The organism is Mangrovimonas spongiae (genome assembly GCF_003944795.1).
GTDB classification, from domain to species: Bacteria; Bacteroidota; Bacteroidia; order Flavobacteriales; family Flavobacteriaceae; genus Mangrovimonas; species Mangrovimonas spongiae.
The window spans coordinates 264,338-285,560 of record NZ_RWBG01000005.1 but is presented as its reverse complement, the minus strand read 5'-3'; the positions used below and the strand labels follow the sequence as shown (position 1 = coordinate 285,560).

Here is a 21,223-nt window from a genome sequence, read left to right as displayed (position 1 = left end):
CTTGTGGTAACGATGCTACAGAAACGGTACGTGTCTCAAGAATGTACGACGAGACAGATCCAACGATAGCTGATATAGACGACTATATGTTAGACGGCTGTAACACAGCATGGCCAGAAAGTTTAGATACCACTTGGAGCGATAACTGTTCCGATGGCGGATCAATCACATCCGATGGCGGAGTAGACGATGGTTCCGACGGTTGTATGCAATATAGATTATACACCTTTAGTGTAACCGATGCTTGTGGTAACGATGCCACAGAAACGGTACGTGTCTCAAGAATGTACGACGAGACAGATCCAACGATAGCCGATATAGACGACTATATGTTAGACGGCTGTAACACAGCATGGCCAGAAAGTTTAGATACCACTTGGAGCGATAACTGTTCCGATGGCGGATCAATCACATCCGATGGTGGAGTAGACGATGGTTCCGACGGTTGTATCCAATATAGATTATACACCTTTAGTGTGACCGATGCCTGTGGTAACGATGCTACAGAAACGGTACGTGTCTCAAGAATGTACGACGAGACAGATCCAACGATTACTTGTACAGAACAAATACCAAATGTATGTAATGTGGAGTTCCCATCATTAACAGCAACCTGGTCTGATAATTGTTCTGATGGCGGAACATTAACTTTAGAAGGCCCTTCTCGTATTGAAATGTCAGAAGATGGTTGTAGTGAAATAGGTTATTATGATTTTGAAGTTACTGATGATTGTGGTAATTCAACAACTGAGACATGTACAGTGATTAGAGAGTTTGATACCGTGGATAATTGTGAAACTGCTTTTGCTAAAGCAGATGAAGGTGCTCAATGTTTTATCCCTGATTTTAATAGATGGGGTTGGACAAATTACTTACCATGTAAAGGAAAGTATGTTATGGATTTATGGGCTGGTGCAGCACATTGTAACATTGACAATGGTGAATTAGTTGGTACAGTTATAGTTAACTATACAAACGATTCTGTTCTTGTAACCTATAATATTAATGAAGGTTATATAATGAGTGAATCTCACGTTTTTGTAGATTGTGATCCATATCCTATTAAAGGGAATGGTAAACCAACAGTAGCACCTGGACAATATCCATTTAATGCATCATATAGTGGTTATGTGCAGAATTATACTGTAGAAATTCAGAATCCGGAAGCAGATAATCATGGTGGTATCTATGTTATAGCACACGCAGTTACTTGTGAAATAAGTTGTATATGTAGTTCAAGTATGATGGATATGTATTCTAGTGATAATGGAGATACAACAACATATATTGATGAATTCCATTGTGAGCCTGATGTTGATGGAGACTTAGTTGAAACAGCCTGCGATATTTGTCCAGAAGGAAATAACAACTATGATGCTGATGGCGATGGAACTCCAGATGCATGTGATGATACTCCTAACGGTGATACTGAATCAGGATTAATAGGCTTTACAGCTTATCCTGTACCATTCGATTATGAAGTAAACATTGCGTATAACTTTAATTATAATACTGATATTGTTATAGAAGTATTTGATACCAAAGGCGCATTAATACGTAAAGTTGAAAATCGTAATTATATCTCTGGAACTAAAGTTGTCACAACTATAGATATGTCTAGAACAGATAATCAATTATTCTTTGTAAGATTAAGAACCCATAAAGGGACATTTATTAAGAAGATATTATCTTCTAAAACGCAACCATAATTGAATAAAATCTGTAATTATAAAAGCCCAACAATGTATTTGTTGGGCTTTTACTTGTTATAAGTTAGTTGAAAGTGGGGAAAATTTAATTTTTAATAAATTTAAATGTATGTTGATAATCTTTAATTGTAGCTAAATAAATTCCATTTTTTAAGCTTTCAATATTTATTTTATTGTTATTTGGGGAAACTTCTTTAGTAATAACTTGTCTTCCTAAAGTATCATAAATAACAACTGTGATTTGGTTGGACGTTTTTATGTTAAGTGTACTATTTGCAGGATTAGGAAAAATAGAAAAATTAGTATTATAGAATGTTTCAGTAGTAAGTGTAGATTCGTAGGTGTTATTTTCAAACCAGTTTAAATGGTTTTCGCTAGAAGAGATAGTAGCCATATCAAGATCTCCATCGTTATCAAAATCACATAAGGTAAAACTAAAAATATCGTTTTGTGAATTATCAATAATAGTTTCATTATTAGGGTTTGAGTTTTCAAACCAAGTAACAGGATCGGTTGTGTTGCTACCTGAATATCCCAAAGCTACATCATTTAAAGAATTATCATCTAAATCTGAAATTTTAGCAGTTGCCGTATATGATGAAGAATTTGGAGTAGAGAAAACAGTTTCATTAAAAGTGCCGTCACTCTGTTTATCATAAATTGCAGTATTAGAGAAAATATCAACTTTTACAATTTCTAAATCACCATTGTTATCTATATCACCAAAAGATACATCTGTTATATAAAAATTGTTAGACGAAACATTGTTAGCTTCAACAGTAAATGTAGCAGCGCTTGTTTCTGATAAGTTATTATTAAATAATTTTACACTAGGAATTTCACGATAGCCTATAACAACATCTAAATCACCATCTTGATCGTAGTCGCCTAAATCTAGAGTACAAGGAGCCGAACTAGAAATGTTACTAATTATGTTTTGAGCCCCAAAACTTCCGTTTCCATTATTAGCATACCAAACAACTTGATCATTATCATACACAGAAACGGCAAGATCTATGGTACCGTCATTGTTAATATCACCAGCCTTTACAGTACCTGCTTTAGCCAAACCGTTGGCAATAAGTTGCTCTGAACTAAAATTACCATTTCCAGTATTTTCAAACCATACCAGTTTATTCATACTTTCTGATGTGGCAATAATATCTTGATCATTATCACCATCTAAGTCAGCCATAACTAAGCCATTAACACTCGTTAGGGTTGATGAAATTAATGGTTGCATTGTAAACGTGCCATTTCCATTATTTTTATACCACTCTATGGTATTGCCTAAAGATGTACCTATAACAATATCGGCAAACGAATCGTTATCAATATTGCCAGATGCAATTAGCTTTGGAAAGTTTCCTGTGTTTGTGGTTATTGTTTGTTTTGATCCAAATGGATTTTGTCCAAATACAACCGACAAACTTAATACGTAGGTTAAGAATAGTAGTGCTTTTTTCATAATTAATTTGAATTGTGTTGATGCCAAACATAGAAAAAATCACCACTTACGTCGATAAAAAATGCGTTTAACCGATGAAATACAGCAAAATGTAGTTTTAGACTTACTTAATAAAAAGTGTTTTCTTACAAAATTAAATTTGATTATCAGTAGGTTGTAAGAATTTACTTATAAGTAGAATAGGTTAAATAGTCTTTAACTTAAATAGTGTAAATTAAAAGTAATATTTTTACAAAATTAACTGTAATCAATGGCTATTTTTAAAAAAATAACTCCTTCTCATTCACCAAATCGTTTAGCTGTTAAACTCAACGCTAAAGGAGAACAATCTGTAGTAAAAGGGCACCCTTGGGTGTTTTCTAATAGTATTGTAAAGATAAATGATGATGCCAAAACAGGTGATTTGACAATTGTGTTTAGTAAGAATAAAAACAAACTTATTGGATTAGGATTGTACGATGCACAATCACCAATTCGTATTAAAATACTAACGAATCAGCCTAATACTATAGACGAAAGTTTTTTTAAATCACAAATAGAAAAGGCGTTTCAAAAACGGGAAGCATTATTAAAAACTAACACCAATAGTTACCGCTTGTTATTTGGCGAGAATGATGGTTTTCCAGGATTAATTGCCGATGTATATGCATCAGTTTTAGTCGTAAAGCTTTACTCTGAAATATGGTTGCCGTATTTGCATCAAATACTTCCGCATTTGCAAACTATTTCTAATGCTAAAACTGTTATTATTAGATTAAGTAGGCAATTACAACACTCTAATAGTCATAACTTAAAAGATGGAGACGTCATTTTTGGAACATTGGAAAATGAAGAAGTTCAGTTTATAGAACACGGTGTAAACTTTTCTGCTAATGTGATAAAAGGTCACAAAACGGGCTATTTTTTAGATCATCGAGCCAATAGAAAACAAGTAGGCGAGTGGAGTAAGCATAAAACTGTGTTAGATGTATTTTCGTATGCTGGTGGATTTTCTGTTCATGCTTTATATAATGAAGCTTCTGAAGTGACAAGTTTAGATATTAGTCAGCAAGCATTACACATTGCCATAGAAAATGGTAAACTCAACAATTATTCAGGAATACATAAAACCATTGTAGGAGATGCATTTCAAGAACTTCAAAAATTAATTAAGCGTAAAAAAACGTATGATGTTGTTGTTATAGATCCGCCTAGTTTTGCCAAACAAGCCTCAGAAATCGATTTAGCGAAGAAAAAGTATGCCCAATTGGCCGAATTAGGTGAGCAACTTACTACAAAAAATGGGTTGTTAGTTTTAGCATCGTGTTCATCAAGGGTATCTTCGCAAGCGTTTTTTGATATCAACACACGTGTTTTAAGTCAAACAAAGCGGTCGTTTAATGTTATTTTAAAAAATACTCATGATATAGATCATCCTATTTCTTTTGCAGAAGGTGCCTATTTAAAATGCGGTTATTATAGATTTCAGGATTAATTCACTTGTTTAAATGCTATGCATGCATAATAATTAACTATATTTGTAGCACAAGTTTTTTATTATGACACAAAATAAACTTACAGAAATGTTAGGGATTAAACATCCCATAATCATGGCACCTATGTTTTTGGTATCAAACGTAGCTATGGTAAAAGAAGCGATGAATAGTGGTATTGCTGGATGCATACCCGCATTAAATTACCGTACTTTAGAAGAATTACGCGAAGCTATTAGAGAATTAAAAGCTGCCAAACCTAAAGGTGGTTCATTTGGATTTAACTTGATTGTTAATCAATCCAACCCAAAATCGTCTAAACAGTTAGAGATGCTATGTGAAGAAGGTTGCGATTTTATTATCACATCACTTGGAAACCCTAAGGAAACCATTGAAAAAGCTCATGAAGTAGGAATAAAGGTATTTTGCGATATCACCGATTTAAAATATGCGCAAAAGGTTGAGAGTTTAGGTGCCGATGCAGTTATTGCTGTTAATAATAGAGCAGGAGGCCATCGTGGTAATTTATCACCAAAAGAATTAATAGGGCTAATTAATAAGAACTGTAATATTCCTGTAATTTCTGCAGGCGGTGTTGGTAATAAGGAAGAATTAGATAAAGTATTGTCTTATGGCGCCATAGGAGCTTCCGTTGGAAGTTTATTTATTGCATCGATTGAAGCAGGTGTTACCGATGAATATAAACAAGCCTGTGTAGACTACAATGCCAACGATATTGTAGTAACCGAGCGTATTTCTGGAACGCCTTGTACGGTTATAAACACGCCTTATCAGCAAAAAATAGGCACTAAGTCGCCTTGGTTAGAGCGTATGCTTAATAAAAATAAAAAGCTAAAAAAATGGGTGAAAATGTTTCGTTTTTATATTGGTATGAAAGCGACCGAAAAAGCCGCCAAAAAAGCGACTTATAAAACTGTTTGGGTAGCAGGACCAAGTATTGAACATACAAAGGAAATTTTACCTGTTAAAAAAATTGTATCTAAACTCATTTCTTGATTTTAGAAGTTATGTTAACAAAGCTGTTGATAAATCTAGAAACACTATTGTAAAAGAAGTTGCTTTATACTATCTTTGCAGTATTATAAAAAATAAGCCATGTTTGAATTTGATCAATATTTAGGATTTTTAGCATTTTTAACCATCTTAACCATAGGATTTTGGTTAATGATTTTTTTAGTAACTATTGTTGTTCCTTACTGGATTTTTGGTTCAGCTATCGAGCGTTTTAAAGAAATTCGTGAAGAGAAAAAAGCTAAAAGAGCTCAAAAATAAATATTGTTTATATAAAAAATTAAAGGAAGCCATTTGGCTTCCTTTTTTTATGCTTGTTTGTGAGTTTCTTATCCTTGAAACTCCATATCGTCATTCATTCCTCCGCCATTTCTATTACCTCTTTGACGTTGCTTTTGCTGATTAAACCTGTAAATAAACGATAGGTTTATTTGGCGTTGTCTCCATTGTGACTCTCTGTAACGTGAAAAGAATTCAGTAGTTGTTAACGAGTTTCTTTTTCTAGAATTAAGTAAATCTCTTACGTTTAAAGAAATAGTAGCGTTATTATTTAAAAACTCTTTACTAAAGGCTAAATCCATAGAGAAAATACCATCGGTATCAGATTGGGCATCTTGTCGTGCACCTCTGTAATGAGCATTTGTTTGCCAATCAATTTCCCATGGTAGGGTAACTTTAGAGCTAAATCTAGCAAACCAACTATTATTTTCTGTACTGTAATCTACGTTGTTAAATTCTCCATCTGTTTTAAATTGAAAAAAGTTAAAACTCGTGTTTAAACGTAACCATTTTTTAGGGTTATACATTACACCAAGTTCGGCACCAGTACGTTGGTTAGTAGCTAAATTAACAGGGATTGTTCTAATAATATCAATACCATCTGTGGTTTGCTGTCCTGTATTCTCTTCAACCCAGTCAAAAGAGTCTGTTTCGTGTTGATAGTAAACCGATGTTGTAAAAGTTAATTTATCCCAACGTTTTAAGTAACCTAAATCGAAAGCACTTGCAAATGCCGGTTGTAAATTGGGGTTTCCTTGGAACACATTAGTTCTACTAGAACGTGTAGGGAATGGGTTGATAAACCAACCACGAGGACGGTTAATACGTCTGTTATACCCAGCTGAAATACTTTCTTCAGTATCCGAATCTTCACCACTTAAATTATAAATAACATTTACTGTAGGGAATAGCCCTAGATAATTATTATCAAAATCGGTATCAATAGGAAATTCGTAAGCATCATTTAATTCTTGATCGGATAATCTAGAATCTATTTTTCCTTTTAATTGTGTGTGTTCTAAACGCAACCCTAGTAAGAATGAAAATTTACCAAATTTAGTTCCGTATTGCGAGTAAACAGCATTAACATTTTCATCGTAATCAAACACATTGGTGTATTGATCGTTAATAACCATTTCTCCTGTATCTGTATCTTCCTGTACTAAACGATAATCAGTTACTTCATTTTCGAAGTTACCACGATAACCCGCTTCAAATCTTGAGTTTTCGCTTAAAGGAAGCACATAATCGGCTTGAATTAAGTACTCTTTTTGATCTTCTTGAGTAAATTCTTGCTCAATTTGAAAGGGCTCTGGGGTGGCATTATTGGTGAAAATATAATCTTCGTTTAAGTAAGTAAACTGCTCTTCAGAATCGTTTTCATATTGAAAATCGACGGTTAACTTATGGTCGCGATCGTCACCAAATTGATTTTGATAGTTTAATGAGATTTGATAGCTATTATCTTCTTCATTTTGTTTTTCACGGCGTGTCGTTTTTTCTACAATAGTATTATTGTTAAAACGGTCACTGTTGTTGATAGATAAATCGGCATCTTCACCATATCGGTAAAAAATACTACCGGTTATAGAAGATTTATCGGTAAGGAAATATTCCATACCAATATTGGCATTGTAGTTTCGGTTAAGGCGTTCTACTTCTTGATCTTCACGAATACGTCTAAAATCTGGTGAAACCGTATTTCCACTTTCATCAAGTCTGTCAAAATAAGTAACATCGGTAAAATTTGTTCTAGGCGCATCAAAATAACGCCAACCTAAATTGGCAAAAAGGTTATATTTTTCTTTACGATAGTTTAAGTTAGCTGATAATCCCGCATTATCTGGATGCCCTAAGGTTAGGTTTACAGAGCCATTAAATCCTAAAGTTTCTTTTTGGCGTAGAATAATATTTAAAATACCGGCAGTTCCTTCGGCATCATACCTTGCTGATGGTGATGTAATAACCTCTACACGCTCAATAGCTTCGGCAGGTAATTGACTTAAAATATTAGTATCGCCAAAACCAGCCATGGCAGATGGTTTTCCGTTAATTAAAATACGAACATTTTCGTTACCACGAAGGCTAATCGCCCCTTCAATATCTACAGAAACTGATGGTACGTTATTTAGGGCGTCGCTCACTGTTCCTCCAGCTGTGGTAAGGTCTTTACCGATATTGTATACTTTTTTATCTAGTTTTATTTCAACGGTAGTACGTTCGGCTATAATTTCTACTTCATCTAATGCTTGTGCGCTTTCTTCTAAAACTATGGTGCCAAGATTAGTATCGGTAGTTAATTCTTTATTTTCAAAAGTTCTTTTTGTGAATGAAATAAATTCAACAGAGACATCGTAAGTACCGCTTTTAACAGGAATACTAAAGTTTCCATCGAGATCGGTAATACCACCAGTAACAATTTTGTTTTCAATTTTACTAAAAAATGCGACGGTAGCATATTCTAAAGGTTGTTTAGTAGCTTTGTCCACCACTTTACCAGTAATGGTGACTTCCTTTTTGTTTTGAGCGTGACCCGAAGTTAATGAAAGAATGGCAATTGCAATGCCAAAAAAGAATTTATTCATGGTTGTAGTTTTCTTTTTAGGACTGCAAAAGTAAATTATGGTTTAGTGGGCTTTGGTTAAATGTATGTTAAATAAAGTGCCCAACCAGTAGGGTTTTCGTTAAAACTAAATAATGGTTTTAATATTTTCTGGTGGACGACCAACAATGGCTTTGTCACCATTAATAACAATAGGCCTTTCTATTAATTTTGGGTTTGTAACCATGGCTTTAATTAAAGCGTCATCAGAAAGTTCTTTTCCTTTATATTCCGATTTCCAAATGGCTTCATTTTTCCTAATTAAATCGATAGGAGCGATGCCTAATTTTTTAATAATTTGGGTTAATTCTTCTGCTGTTGGAACATCATTTAAGTATTTAACAACTTGAAATTCTTTTCCTGAGTTTTCTAAAATACTTAAGCCTTGTCTAGACTTACTGCATCTTGGATTGTGATATATGGTAATCATTATTTTAAAGTTTTAATTAACGAGTTATAAGGTTTCTTGATCTTCGGTTTTTTGTCCCATCATCATAAGATAGGCTTTTAAAAATTCTTCAAGGTTACCATCCATAACAGCATCTACATTACCTGTTTCATGTCCAGTTCTAACATCTTTTACCAATTTATAAGGATGCATGACATAATTTCTTATTTGGCTTCCCCATTCAATTTTCATTTTGTCGGCTTCAATATCATCGCGTTGTTCCATACGTTTTTGTAACTCAATTTCGTATAATTGAGACTTTAGCATTTGCATGGCCCTAGCACGGTTATCGTGCTGCGAACGTGTTTCAGAACATGAAATTTGAATTCCGGTAGGTTTGTGTGTTAACTGCACTTTTGTTTCTACTTTGTTAACATTTTGGCCTCCAGCACCACTAGATCTAGCGGTTGTAATTTCTATATCTGCAGGATTGATGTCAATTTCTATACTGTCATCTACTAACGGATACACATAAACCGAAGCAAAACTAGTGTGGCGTTTGGCATTACTATCAAAAGGCGAAATACGCACTAAACGATGCACGCCGTTTTCACCTTTTAGCCAACCAAAAGCAAAGTCGCCTTCAATTTCTATAGTTACCGTTTTTATACCTGCAACATCGCCTTCTTGATGGTTAAGTTCTTTTACTTTAAATCCACTTTTTTCGGCATACATTAGGTACATACGCATTAACATACTTGCCCAATCGCAACTTTCTGTTCCTCCAGCACCGGCGGTTATTTGCAATACAGCACTTAAATCATCACCTTCATCAGAAAGCATGTTTTTAAACTCTAATTCCTCAATTAAAGTAATTGCTTTATCAAATCTAGATTGGACATTTTCGGCAGTGGCTTCCTCTTCTTTGTAAAACTCATAAATGACCTCTAAGTCTTCTACAAGTGTTTTAGATGAATTATAATCCTCGACCCATTTTTTCTTGGTTCGTAAGGATTTCATAATTTTTTCGGCAGCTTGCGAGTCGTTCCAGAAATTGGGATCGAAGGTTTGCTCTTCCTCGTTTTGGATTTCAATAAGTTTTTTATCTATGTCAAAGATAGTGCCTTAGTTTGTCAAGGCGGGTATTAAGATCTTTAATTTGATCTGAAGTAATCATATTGTAGTCATTTTTCACAAAAATAACATTAAAAGTATGACGATAAAATAAAATCTTCCTATTAATTTAGTGGCATAAAATTTAGACCATGATAGATTTACGAAGCGATACAGTTACCAAGCCAACAAAAGCTATGCTAGATGCCATGATGCGTGCCAATGTAGGCGATGATGTTTATAAAGAAGATGAGACCGTTAATGCTTTAGAAAACAAAATAGCAAGTATGTTTGGCAAGTCTAGTGCGTTGTTTTTTCCTACAGGAACTATGGCCAACCAAGCGGCCATAAAATTACATACCAATCCAGGAGAACAAGTTATTTGTGATAAATACGCGCATATTTATAATTATGAAGGCGGCGGTATGTCTTTTAATAGTGGTGTGTCTGCAAAGTTACTTGATGGCGATCGTGGTATGTTTACTGCAAAACAGGTAGAAGACGCTATAAATCCGCCAGATTTTTATCATAGCCCATTAACTACGTTAGTAGAATTAGAAAATACAACCAATAAAGGTGGTGGCGCTTGTTGGGATTTAGAAACCATTTCTGAAATAAAAGCAGTTTGTAGTAAACATAACTTAGGCTTTCATCTTGATGGCGCTAGATTATGGAATGCTTTAGTTGCTAAACAAGAAGATGCCAAAGTTTATGGGAAAATGTTTGACACTATTTCGGTTTGTTTAAGTAAAGGTTTAGGTTGCCCAATAGGCTCTGTGTTAATTGGCGATGATAACTTTATGCAACATGCTATTAGAATACGTAAAGTATTAGGTGGTGGTATGCGGCAAGTTGGTTATTTGGCTGCTGCAGGAATTTATGCTTTAGATAATCATTTAGATAGATTAGCTGAAGATCATACAAAAGCCAAAGAAATAGGAGAGGTGTTACAAACGCTATCTATTGTAAAAACCATTGAGCCTATAGAAACTAATATTGTTATTTTTCAAGTAGAACCTTCCGAAAACGAAAGATTTGCCTCAACATTAAAAGACAATAATATTTTAATAAGCGATATGGGAAGTGGTAAATTACGTATGGTAACACATTTGGATTATACCAATACTATGCATGATAAGCTATTAAGTATATTAAAAGCTATTTAAACATATCCATACCAGGAATATTTGGCATACCTTCTTTAGCAACAGCAGCAAGCTCATGTTCGTTAACTTTAGAGGCCTGTTCTATAGCTTTGTTTAATGTGAGTACTAAATAATCTTCTAGCATCTCTTTATCTTCTAGAAGGTCATCGTCTATGTCAATATTTTTAATAGTACGATTTGCCGTTATAGTCACTTTTAGTTTATTATCGTTACTAGACTCATCAATAAGTACGGTATCTAAGCGTTGTTTTGTGTCTTCTACTTTTTGTTGGGTTTCTTTAATTTTATTCATCATACCCATCATATCTCCAAACATAATCTTGTCTATTTTAAGTTAATCGATTACAAAGCTATTTAAATTTTATATTTTTGCGCCCTTAATGGTTTAAATTTCTGTATTTGAAAATTAATAGTAACATACCTCCAAAAGCAAAGAAAATACCTAAAAATCTTGAAATTCATAACGACGTAAGGGTTGATAATTATTATTGGCTTAATCAACGTGATAACCAAGAAGTTTTAGATTATTTAAATGCTGAAAACGATTACACTAAAAAGACGTTATCTCATACTGAAATATTTCAGAATACGCTTTTTGAAGAGATGAAGGCACGAATTAAAGAAGATGATTCGTCTGTGCCTTACAAACTTAATGGGTATTGGTATATTACACGTTTTGAAAAAGGAAATGATTATCCTATTTATACACGAAAAAAGGAACATTTAGATGCCGATGAGGAATTGCTTTTTAATTGTAACGACATGGCCAAAGGACATGCTTATTTTAAATTAGGAAGCATTTCGATAAGTCCAGATAATACTTTAGCCGCCTTTTCTGTAGACCTTGTAAGTCGTCGTCAATACATCATCAAAATAAAAAACTTAGTCACAGGAGAAGTTTTTGATACCAACATAAAAAACACAACTGGTAGTGTATCTTGGGCTAATGACAATAAAACTATTTTTTATGCCCGTAGAGATGAAAAAACGTTACGTTCGCATAAAATTTACAGGCATAATATAGAAAAAGATGTTAGCCAAGATGTTGAAGTGTATCATGAAAAAGACGACACGTTTAACACCTTTGTTTATAAAACCAAATCTAGAAAATACCTTGTTATTGGATCATCTAGCACATTAACTTCAGAATATAGAATATTAAATGCTAATCATCCAGAAGAAGAATTTAAGGTTTTTAGTGCTAGAGAAAGAATGTTAGAATATGCTATAGCTCATTACGATGATAGTTTTTATATTATTACAAATCGAGATGGAGCGAGTAACTTTAAACTTCAAAAAACCGATGAAGATCATACCGATAAGGCCTTTTGGGAAGATGTTATTCCGCATAGAAAAGAAGTGCTTTTAGAGGATATTGAGATATTTAAAAACTACTTTGTGCTTTCCGAAAGGAGTAATGGTTTAAACAAACTACGTGTTATTAGTTGGGATGGTACAGAAGATTATTACATTCCTTTTAAAAGTGAAACCTATACAGCTTATACGGGTAACAATCCCGATTTTAATAGCGATGTATTAAGGTATTCTTTTAACTCGTTAACAACACCAACATCAATTATCGACTATAATTTTAAAACAAAGTCTAAAACAATAAAAAAAGAACAAGCTGTTTTAGACCCTAGTTTTAATAAAGATAATTATGCTTCCGAGCGTATTTGGGTAACAGCTAGAGACGGCGTAAAAGTACCTGTGTCTTTGGTTTATAAAAAAGATTTAAAACGTCCAGAAGGTAATCCATTATTATTATATGGTTATGGCTCTTATGGAGCCACAGTAGACCCATATTTTTCAAGTATTAGATTAAGCCTTTTAAATCGTGGATTCATTTTTGCCATTGCCCATATAAGAGGTGGCGAGTATTTAGGTCGTGATTGGTACGAACAGGGAAAACTTCTTAAAAAGAAAAACACGTTTTTCGACTTTATAGATTGTTCAAAATTTCTAATAGAAAATAACTACACATCTAAAAAACATATGTATGCTTACGGAGGGTCTGCTGGTGGTTTGCTTATGGGAGCTGTTATCAATAAAAATCCAGGACTTTATAATGGTGTAATTGCTGCAGTACCTTTTGTAGATGTCGTTACCACTATGTTGGATGAATCTATACCATTAACAACAGGCGAGTTTGATGAATGGGGTAATCCAAAAGATAAGACCTATTACGAGTATATAAAATCCTATTCGCCATACGAAAATGTCATTGCTCAAGATTATCCTAATTTACTTGTTACAACAGGGTTACACGATTCTCAAGTGCAATATTGGGAACCTGCAAAATGGGTAGCTAAATTAAGAGACACAAAAACCGATACTAACTTATTATTACTGCATACCGATATGGATTCTGGGCATGGCGGTGCTTCAGGACGTTTTGAAAGCCTGAAAGAAGTCGCGCTGGAGTACGCATTCTTGTTAGATTTAGAAGGGATTTCGGAATAGTTAAAAAAAATATGTATTTTTGCGAGGTTTTGAGTTGCTTTTGCAGCTTCTAAATAAATTTTATGGGACAAAAAAATCGAGTTTTTGATAGCGTATTAGATTTAGTAGGCAACACACCCTTAATTAAGTTAAGGAAAGTTGCAGAAAACTTAAAAGGTAATTACTACGCCAAAGTAGAAGCCTTTAATCCAGGACACTCTTCAAAAGATAGGATTGCTTTACATATCATAGAACAAGCCGAAAAAAAAGGAGTGCTAAAACCAGGTAGCACAATAATAGAAACAACTTCAGGTAATACGGGCTTTAGTATAGCTATGGCAAGTATTATTAAAGGATACGATTGTATTCTTGCTGTTAGCTCAAAATCTTCACCAGATAAAATAGATATGTTAAAGTCTATGGGAGCTAAAGTATATGTATGTCCAGCGCATGTTAGTGCAGACGATCCAAGATCTTACTACGAAGTAGCAAAAAGATTGCATCAAGAAATGGAAGGATCGGTATATATTAACCAATATTTTAACGAGCTTAATATGGATGCGCATTACGCTTCTACTGGACCAGAAATATGGAAACAAACAGAAGGAAAAATTACGCATTTAGTAGCTTGTAGTGGAACAGGAGGTACAATCTCTGGAACAGCAAGATATTTAAAAGAACAAAACCCAAATATTAAAATTATAGGTGTAGATGCGTATGGTTCTGTTCTTAAAAAGTTTCATGAAACGAAAGAATTTGACAAAAATGAAATCTATCCTTATAGAATAGAAGGATTAGGAAAAAATTTAATACCAGGAGCAACAGACTTTGATATTATTGATGAGTTTGTTAAAGTAACCGATCAAGAAAGCGCTCATACAGCAAGAGAAATATCCAAAACAGAAGGTATTTTTGTAGGATATACTTCTGGAGCTGCCATGCAAGCTGTTAAGCAGCTTAATGAAGATGAGAAATTTAACGAAGACGATTTAATTGTAGTGATGTTTCCAGACCATGGATCACGCTATATGAGTAAAATATATAGTGATAAATGGATGAACGAACAAGGGTTTTTCGACACAGAAAATACCGAAGAAGCTGTAGGCGTTCAATACGTGAAATAACGTACAAAAAACAATAGCTAAGAAAGCTGACCATGGGTCGGCTTTTTTGTTGGTTGTTAACAATCGTGCATAAAATAATTATGTTAGGAATATATAAATGCCTAATTTTGCAAGAATGAACTGTGATTAATAGTTAATATGAAGGATTTATTCGATAAGATTTACAGAGACAAAGGACCACTAGGAAAATGGGCTTCACAGGCCGAAGGATATTTTGTTTTTCCAAAACTGGAAGGCCAAATATCAAACCGAATGAAGTTTCAAGGAAAAGATGTTATAACTTGGAGCATTAATGATTACTTGGGGCTGGCTAATCATCCAGAAGTAAGAAAAGTTGATGCTGCAGCAGGCGAAAAATATGGCTCTGCGTATCCTATGGGAGCAAGAATGATGTCTGGTCATACAGATCTTCACGAAAAGTTACAAAACGAATTAGCTTCTTTTGTAAGTAAAGAAGCAGCTTATCTTTTAAACTTTGGTTACCAAGGTATGTTATCTACTATAGATGCCTTAGTTTCTAAAGACGATATTATTGTTTACGATGTCGATTCTCATGCGTGTATTATAGATGGTGTGCGTTTACATATGGGAAAACGTTTCACTTACAAGCATAACGATGTAGAAAGCTTAGAAAAAAACTTAGAAAGAGCAACAAAACTTGCCGAGCAAACAGGCGGTGGAATTTTAGTGATTTCTGAAGGAGTTTTTGGTATGCGAGGCGAGCAAGGACGTTTAAAAGAGATTGTAGCCTTAAAAGAAAAATACAACTTCCGTTTCTTAGTAGATGATGCTCATGGTTTTGGAACTCTTGGAAAAACTGGAGCAGGAGCAGGAGAGGAACAAGGCGTACAAGATGGTATCGATGTTTATTTTGCCACTTTCGCAAAATCATTAGCTAGTACTGGAGCTTTTATAGCTGCTGATCAAGAAATTATTGATTATTTAAAATATAATTTACGTTCTCAAATGTTTGCAAAATCATTGCAAATGCAATTGGTAGAAGGTGCGTTAAAGCGTTTAGACATGTTGCGTACTATGCCAGAATTAAAAGCAAAACTTTGGGAAAATGTAAATGCTTTACAAAGTGGTTTAAAAGAACGTGGTTTCGATATTGGAACAACACAAAGTTGTGTTACACCAGTTTATTTAAAAGGAAGTATTCCAGAAGCCATGGCTTTAGTAAAAGATTTACGTGAAAACTATGGGATATTCTGTTCTATAGTTGTATATCCAGTAATACCAAAAGGATTAATCTTACTACGTATGATTCCTACGGCCACACATACTTTAGAAGATGTGAATGATACTTTAGAAGCTTTTTCAGCTATTAGAGATAGATTAGAAAATGGTACTTATAAACGTTTGTCAGCTTCGGTTGCTGCTGCAATGGATAAGTAGTCAAAAATAAAATTACACATATAAAAAATCCGATGAGTTATCATCGGATTTTTTTGTTTACAACATCTTTTTAAATGTTTTTCGTCGTTTTATAACTTCAGCATTAAACTCTTTCCAGATTTGTTGTGAAGCTGTATTATTAACAAGTTCTGGGGTCCGTATGCAAGTTTCAATATTATGCTTTTTAAAGGTTTTATTAAATTCATAAAAAATAACTGCTGTAACACCTTTATTTTGAAATTTAGGATCGACACCAATTAAGTAGAATAATAAGGTCTTACTTTCTTTTTTAGCTTTAAGTAGTTTTAAAAATCCAAAAGGGAACAACTTTCCATTTACTTTTTGTAATGCTTTAGAAAAGGATGGTAAAACAATAGCGAAAGCAATCATATTATCATCTTTGTCAAATACAAATTTAATATACTCTGGGTTGACAAAGTTTATAAATTTCTTTTTAAAATAATCTCTTTGCTTGTTAGATATAGGAACAAAAGTAGAAAGGTCTTTGTAGGAGTTGTTAAACAACTCAAACATCGTGTCTAGATACGGTATAAGTTCTTTGGTAGTTGTAAAGTTACCTGTTTTAAACCCGTAACGTTTCATGATAAGGTTATATGCTTTCATAAAACGTAAATCGCCCAGTTGGCTCATATAAAACCGGCTTTCTACATATTCTTTTTCTGGGGTAAAACCTAATTGTTCAAAGTGTTTTGCGTAATAAGGATGGTTGTACCATGTTACCATGGTACCTATTTGATTAAAACCTTCGGTAAGAGCACCAACTTTATCTAAATTGGAAAATCCAACCGGGCCTTCAGTAAATTCAAGATTATTTTCTCTACCTATTTCTTCAACTTTATCCAATAAGGTTTTGGTAACTTCAATGTCATCAATAGTATCAAACCAACCAAAGCGCATTTTTTTTAGCCCTTGATCTTCTGTTTCCGATTTATTGATTATGGCAGCAACGCGACCTACAATAGTTTTGTTTTTATACGCTAAAAAGTATCTTGCTTTGGCATGATCAAAAACAGGGTTTTTATCGCTGCTTAATGTTGCCATTTCATCGGCAATAATAGGTGGTACCCAATATTCTGAATCTTTATATAATTTAAAAGGGAATTTTACAAAGTCTTTAAGCTCGTTTTTGCTTTTAACTTCTTTTAAGGTAATATTACTCATAAAATAGCTTAGTTAGTATCAATCAAAATCAACATCAATGGACTTAGATCGTTTTTTACGTTTTTTACGATTGTTTCCTTTGGCGTTTTCTTGACGTTCTAGTTCATCTTCAACCGATGTTCCGTTATCTGTTTTCTTATCTTTATGGAAGTCTAATCTGTACGATGCTCCAAGGGTAACACCAAATACAGATGGGGTATCTTTAGTATTAAATGTTAAAGCGGTATCTAATTGGAAGTTTCTACTCCATAAATAAGCGCCACCAAAACGAATTAAATTATCGGCATAAAAATCGCTACTTATACCTTGGGTTTCGCCAAAAAGCACCCATTGATCTGAAATAGATTTTGTTAAGGTTAAAATATAACTAAAATCAGATTGGTCTGTACCTATTCTATCAAGCATAAAATTGGTAACAAACACCCAACCGCTAGCAAAGTTGTTTTGTGTTGCTACCATAACTTTTGGGCTAAAGCCTTCTATTCCTGGAGCCGTATAAGGGTTGTCTTTAGTATCGTAATTTGCTCCTGCATACACAGAAACGGCAGGAATTAAATCGCTCCATTTAAAACTATGATTGGCTTTCCAGCTGTAAATATTAGGTTTGTCTTCTCCGGCGTTTTTGTAGGGATCGTAAACCAAGTATTTTGCGCCTAAAGTCAGGGTTTTAAAATTACTATATTTCTCTTCAAAATCTGTAATACTATTGGTGTAAGTACGTTTGGTAGATTGAAAAGCACCTTCTAAGTTAATTTCTAGTTGTGGCCAAAGTAAGCCGTAACGTACAGAAAAATCAGCACCAAAGCTTCTGTCTTCAGTTTTTCTTAACGAGTGGTCTTCGTTTAGCATATATGGGCCGATTTCAAACTGAACCACGTTAGTTCCAACGGCAAAGGCACTTTTGGAAACACCTGGCCTGTTAGAGTTTATAACTTCGGTATATTGGGAAAAAGCACTTACGGTACATAAAAAAATACCAACAAACAAATAGGTTTTTAAAGCTTTCATGAGAGTTTCTTTGGTTTCAAATATATTGATTTTATATATTTTTTAAGTATTTAATATTTATTTTAAAGCAGAAGAATTCTATTTTTGTAAAAAAGAAGACTATGCTTCAATACGCATCAATAACCGGAGTTTTAAAGATTGTTTTAATTATTCTATTGGTTTATTATGGATTAAAAATTCTTTCTAGAATTTTTGCACCCGTATTAGTAAAGTATGTGGCTAAAAAAGCCGAAGAAAGATTTGGCGATATGAACTCTCAGTATCAAGGTACTAAGAAAGACCAGAAGGAAGGTGAAGTCACAATCGATAAGATGCCTAATGCTAAAACTTCTAATAAAAATGTTGGTGAATATGTAGATTACGAAGAAATTGATTAATTTTCGCAATCATATTCTAAAACTAATACATGCAACTTTCTTTTAAGAAATTACTTCCGCACATAGCAATAATTGTTGGCTTTATAGCCGTTTCCTTATTTTATTTTAGTCCTGTTTTACAAGGGAAATCTATTTTTCAGAGTGATATCATGCATTATATTGGCATGGCTAAACAGCAAAACGATTTTAGAGCAGAAACAGGTGAAGAAACCTATTGGACTAATAGTGCTTTTGGTGGTATGCCTACCTATCAATTAGGGGCGAAATATCCGCATAACTATATTAAAAAATTAGATTTAGCTCTGAGGTTTTTACCAAGACCAGCCGATTATTTATTCCTATATTTTATAGGGTTTTACATTTTACTATTATCGCTTAAAGTCGATTTTAGACTTTCAGCACTTGGGGCTTTAGCCTTTGGATTTTCAACTTACTTGATTATTATTCTTGGCGTAGGGCATAATGCCAAAGCTCATGCTATTGCTTATATGCCGTTAGTATTAAGTGGTATTATTCTCACGTTTAGAAAACGCTATTTAGCAGGGTTTTTACTTACAGTTGTGGCTATGGGATTAGAAATACAAGCTAATCATCCTCAAATGACCTATTATTTATTGTTTTTAGTTATTGTCTTAGGTATTGCTTATTTGGTTGATGCTTTTAGAAAGCAATTGCTCCCACAATTTTTTAAATCGGTTGGTATTTTAGTGCTTGCTGTTACCTTAGCATTAGGGCTAAATGCAACAAGTACATTAGCCACTTTAGAATATTCAAAAGCTAGTACAAGAGGACAAAGTGAATTAACCATTAATCCCGATGGTTCGCCAAAAGCGGTAACCTCAGGTTTAGATAGAGATAAAATTACCGAGTATAGTTATGGTTTTTTAGAATCACTTAACTTGTATATTCCTCGACTCATGGGAGGTGGAAGTCTTGAAGATGTTGGGAAAAACTCAGCTTCTTACGATTTCTTTTTACGTTTGGGTGCATCACCATTACAAGCAGCCGAACAAGTTAAACGTGTACCAACCTACTGGGGCGATCAGCCTATACTAGAAGCGCCTGCCTATGTTGGAGCCGTTAGTCTCTTCTTATTTGTTTTTGCCTTATTCTTGGTAAAAGGACGCTTAAAATGGTGGCTTGTTGGTGGTTCGCTGCTATCGTTATTACTATCTTATGGTTATAATTTGAGTTTTTTAACCAATTTTTTTATTGATTTTGTGCCACTTTACGACAAGTTTAGAGCGGTAACTTCCATACAAGTTATTCTGGAATTATGTATTCCTGTTTTAGGAGTTTTTGGTTTAGTTAGGCTGTTTAATGATTTTGAAGCTGATGAAAAGAAACTCAAAGCCCTAAAGTACACGGTGTTAATTACAGGAGGTTTAGCCTTGTTATTGCTCGTGTTTAAGGCGTCTTTTAGTTTTTCAGGGGGAAATGATGCGTTTTATCGTCAGAATTATGGTGAGCAATTTATTAATGCTATAAAAGAAGATAGAAAAGCATTTTTTACAGAAGATACATTAAGAACCTTAGTATTAGTTCTGCTATCTGCTGGATTAATTTTTATGTATTTAAAGAAAAAATTATCACAAAACTTAGTTATTGTAGGATTTGCGGTGTTAATTTTATTCGATCTTGTTATCGTAGATAAGCGTTATGTAAATAACGATAATTTTGTAGCATCAATTAAAGTGAAAAAACCTTACCAAGCTACAGAAATTGATAAAAAGATACAAGAAGACACGTCTAATTTTAGAGTATTAGACTTGTATTCCAGAGAACCGGCAAAAGCGTCTTATTTTCACAATTCTTTAAGCGGTTATCATGCTGCTAAATTAAAACGCTACGATGAGTTGTATGATTTTCACATAGCACGTAATAATATTGAAGTGCTTAACATGCTTAATGCTAAATATATTATTGCTGAAGGCGACAATCAACAGCCGGTTATTTATCCAAATCCAGAAACTAATGGAAATGCATGGTTTATAGAAAATTTAAAGCCTGTAGAAAGTGCTAACAAAGAGATCCTAGCGTTAGATAGCTTACATACCAAAAAAGAAGCCGTTTTTAATCTTATAGAATTTGGTAGTAGGTTTAAAGCTTCTGGAGCCCCGAGTTTTACTGTCGATTCTACAGCAACTATAAGTGTTAAAGAATACAAACCAAACTATATTAAATACGAGACTTCAAATTCTAATAATGGATTTGCGGTATTTTCAGAAGTTTACTATAATCATGGTTGGCAAGTATATTTAGATGGAAAAGAAGCATCGTATATACGTGTAAATTATGTATTGCGAGGTATGCAAATTCCTAAAGGAAACCATATTATTGAATTTAAGTTTGAGCCTTCGGTTGTAAAAACAGGGAGTCGTATTGCTTTGGCAAGTTCGTTGTTGTTTGGGCTTATTTTAATAGGCGGCATAGCGTATCAGTTTAAAAGAAAATCTAACTAAG

At 33.8% G+C, this 21,223-nt stretch carries 17 protein-coding genes; 10 read left to right on the top strand and 7 right to left on the bottom strand.

Translation table 11 applies throughout. The features are described 5' to 3' along the window. Positions 1-1,709: T9SS type A sorting domain-containing protein (locus EJA19_RS12720; RefSeq protein WP_162604174.1), on the top strand; the 1,709-nt coding region annotated here is incomplete at its 5' end. A gap of 85 nt (positions 1,710-1,794) precedes the next feature. On the opposite strand, the gene EJA19_RS11955 is transcribed toward EJA19_RS12720, so the two are convergent. Next, positions 1,795-3,177, bottom strand: coding sequence for an FG-GAP repeat domain-containing protein (locus EJA19_RS11955; protein WP_125468608.1), 1,383 nt, complete (start codon positions 3,175-3,177; stop codon positions 1,795-1,797). Positions 3,178-3,427: 250 nt separating this feature from the next. Between EJA19_RS11955 and EJA19_RS11950 the strand changes: the two genes are divergently transcribed. The 3 genes from EJA19_RS11950 to EJA19_RS12740 all read left to right on the top strand — a co-directional run bounded on the left by EJA19_RS11950 (position 3,428) and on the right by EJA19_RS12740 (position 5,942). Further along, positions 3,428-4,651 carry a class I SAM-dependent rRNA methyltransferase gene (locus tag EJA19_RS11950; protein ID WP_125468607.1) on the top strand — a complete coding sequence of 408 codons (1,224 nt, stop codon included), beginning with the start codon at positions 3,428-3,430 and terminating at the stop codon, positions 4,649-4,651. Between the two features lie 64 nt (positions 4,652-4,715). Next, positions 4,716-5,666 (top strand): NAD(P)H-dependent flavin oxidoreductase, encoded by a 951-nt coding sequence (locus EJA19_RS11945; RefSeq protein WP_125468606.1) that lies wholly within the window; start codon positions 4,716-4,718, stop codon positions 5,664-5,666. A 99-nt stretch (positions 5,667-5,765) separates the two neighbouring features. Next, positions 5,766-5,942, top strand: coding sequence for a hypothetical protein (locus EJA19_RS12740; RefSeq protein ID WP_170160058.1), 177 nt, complete (start codon positions 5,766-5,768; stop codon positions 5,940-5,942). A 68-nt stretch (positions 5,943-6,010) separates the two neighbouring features. Here the strand turns inward: EJA19_RS12740 and EJA19_RS11940 are convergent, their stop codons facing one another. From EJA19_RS11940 to prfB, 3 genes are all read right to left on the bottom strand, one after another. Next, positions 6,011-8,545 carry a TonB-dependent receptor domain-containing protein gene (locus EJA19_RS11940; RefSeq protein WP_125468605.1) on the bottom strand — a complete coding sequence of 845 codons (2,535 nt, stop codon included), beginning with the start codon at positions 8,543-8,545 and terminating at the stop codon, positions 6,011-6,013. 105 nt (positions 8,546-8,650) lie between these two features. Then, positions 8,651-8,992: an arsenate reductase (glutaredoxin) gene (gene arsC, locus EJA19_RS11935; RefSeq protein ID WP_125468604.1), complete on the bottom strand. Its 342-nt coding sequence runs from the start codon at positions 8,990-8,992 to the stop codon at positions 8,651-8,653. A 24-nt stretch (positions 8,993-9,016) separates the two neighbouring features. Then, positions 9,017-10,127 (bottom strand): peptide chain release factor 2 gene (prfB, locus tag EJA19_RS11930; protein ID WP_125468603.1). Its coding sequence is split into 2 segments (ribosomal slippage): positions 9,017-10,063 and positions 10,065-10,127, totalling 1,110 coding nucleotides; the frame shifts between segments, so codons are not numbered across the junction. 88 nt (positions 10,128-10,215) lie between these two features. Here prfB and EJA19_RS11925 point away from each other — a divergent pair. After that, entirely contained in the window at positions 10,216-11,229 is a 1,014-nt protein-coding gene (locus tag EJA19_RS11925) for a threonine aldolase family protein (protein WP_125468602.1), read from the top strand. Here EJA19_RS11925 and EJA19_RS11920 read toward each other — a convergent pair. Then, positions 11,222-11,545 carry a YbaB/EbfC family nucleoid-associated protein gene (locus tag EJA19_RS11920; RefSeq protein WP_125468601.1) on the bottom strand — a complete coding sequence of 108 codons (324 nt, stop codon included), beginning with the start codon at positions 11,543-11,545 and terminating at the stop codon, positions 11,222-11,224. The two genes, EJA19_RS11925 and EJA19_RS11920, sit on opposite strands and share 8 nt — an antisense overlap. 83 nt (positions 11,546-11,628) lie before the next feature. Here EJA19_RS11920 and EJA19_RS11915 point away from each other — a divergent pair, with 83 nt between their 5' ends. From EJA19_RS11915 to EJA19_RS11905, 3 genes are all read left to right on the top strand, one after another. After that, complete coding sequence (locus tag EJA19_RS11915) at positions 11,629-13,692, top strand: S9 family peptidase (protein WP_125468600.1); 2,064 nt, start codon at positions 11,629-11,631, stop codon at positions 13,690-13,692. A 62-nt stretch (positions 13,693-13,754) separates the two neighbouring features. After that, on the top strand, positions 13,755-14,795 hold the full coding sequence (locus tag EJA19_RS11910; RefSeq protein ID WP_125468599.1) for a PLP-dependent cysteine synthase family protein: 1,041 nt from the start codon (positions 13,755-13,757) through the stop codon (positions 14,793-14,795). Between the two features lie 138 nt (positions 14,796-14,933). Continuing rightward, positions 14,934-16,193: an aminotransferase class I/II-fold pyridoxal phosphate-dependent enzyme gene (locus EJA19_RS11905; protein ID WP_125468598.1), complete on the top strand. Its 1,260-nt coding sequence runs from the start codon at positions 14,934-14,936 to the stop codon at positions 16,191-16,193. A gap of 57 nt (positions 16,194-16,250) precedes the next feature. On the opposite strand, the gene EJA19_RS11900 is transcribed toward EJA19_RS11905, so the two are convergent. Together EJA19_RS11900 and EJA19_RS11895 are read right to left on the bottom strand one after the other, a co-directional pair. Next, entirely contained in the window at positions 16,251-17,375 is a 1,125-nt protein-coding gene (locus EJA19_RS11900; RefSeq protein ID WP_125468597.1) for a GTP cyclohydrolase, read from the bottom strand. An 18-nt stretch (positions 17,376-17,393) separates the two neighbouring features. Continuing rightward, on the bottom strand, positions 17,394-18,383 hold the full coding sequence (locus EJA19_RS11895; RefSeq protein WP_125468596.1) for a transporter: 990 nt from the start codon (positions 18,381-18,383) through the stop codon (positions 17,394-17,396). A gap of 101 nt (positions 18,384-18,484) precedes the next feature. Between EJA19_RS11895 and EJA19_RS11890 the strand changes: the two genes are divergently transcribed. Together EJA19_RS11890 and EJA19_RS11885 are read left to right on the top strand one after the other, a co-directional pair. Beyond that, positions 18,485-18,760 (top strand): DUF4834 family protein, encoded by a 276-nt coding sequence (locus EJA19_RS11890; RefSeq protein ID WP_125468595.1) that lies wholly within the window; start codon positions 18,485-18,487, stop codon positions 18,758-18,760. A gap of 29 nt (positions 18,761-18,789) precedes the next feature. Then, on the top strand, positions 18,790-21,222 hold the full coding sequence (locus EJA19_RS11885; protein WP_125468594.1) for a YfhO family protein: 2,433 nt from the start codon (positions 18,790-18,792) through the stop codon (positions 21,220-21,222). Position 21,223 lies beyond the last annotated feature (1 nt).

Coding starts and splice junctions, on each gene's coding strand:
- EJA19_RS11955 (WP_125468608.1), bottom strand. CDS start 3,177: ATGAAAAAAGCACTACTATTCTTAACCTACGTATTAAGTTTGTCGGTT.
- EJA19_RS11950 (WP_125468607.1), top strand. CDS start 3,428: ATGGCTATTTTTAAAAAAATAACTCCTTCTCATTCACCAAATCGTTTA.
- EJA19_RS11945 (WP_125468606.1), top strand. CDS start 4,716: ATGACACAAAATAAACTTACAGAAATGTTAGGGATTAAACATCCCATA.
- EJA19_RS12740 (WP_170160058.1), top strand. CDS start 5,766: ATGTTTGAATTTGATCAATATTTAGGATTTTTAGCATTTTTAACCATC.
- EJA19_RS11940 (WP_125468605.1), bottom strand. CDS start 8,545: ATGAATAAATTCTTTTTTGGCATTGCAATTGCCATTCTTTCATTAACT.
- arsC (WP_125468604.1), bottom strand. CDS start 8,992: ATGATTACCATATATCACAATCCAAGATGCAGTAAGTCTAGACAAGGC.
- EJA19_RS11925 (WP_125468602.1), top strand. CDS start 10,216: ATGATAGATTTACGAAGCGATACAGTTACCAAGCCAACAAAAGCTATG.
- EJA19_RS11920 (WP_125468601.1), bottom strand. CDS start 11,545: ATGTTTGGAGATATGATGGGTATGATGAATAAAATTAAAGAAACCCAA.
- EJA19_RS11910 (WP_125468599.1), top strand. CDS start 13,755: ATGGGACAAAAAAATCGAGTTTTTGATAGCGTATTAGATTTAGTAGGC.
- EJA19_RS11905 (WP_125468598.1), top strand. CDS start 14,934: ATGAAGGATTTATTCGATAAGATTTACAGAGACAAAGGACCACTAGGA.
- EJA19_RS11900 (WP_125468597.1), bottom strand. CDS start 17,375: ATGAGTAATATTACCTTAAAAGAAGTTAAAAGCAAAAACGAGCTTAAA.
- EJA19_RS11895 (WP_125468596.1), bottom strand. CDS start 18,383: ATGAAAGCTTTAAAAACCTATTTGTTTGTTGGTATTTTTTTATGTACC.
- EJA19_RS11890 (WP_125468595.1), top strand. CDS start 18,485: ATGCTTCAATACGCATCAATAACCGGAGTTTTAAAGATTGTTTTAATT.
- EJA19_RS11885 (WP_125468594.1), top strand. CDS start 18,790: ATGCAACTTTCTTTTAAGAAATTACTTCCGCACATAGCAATAATTGTT.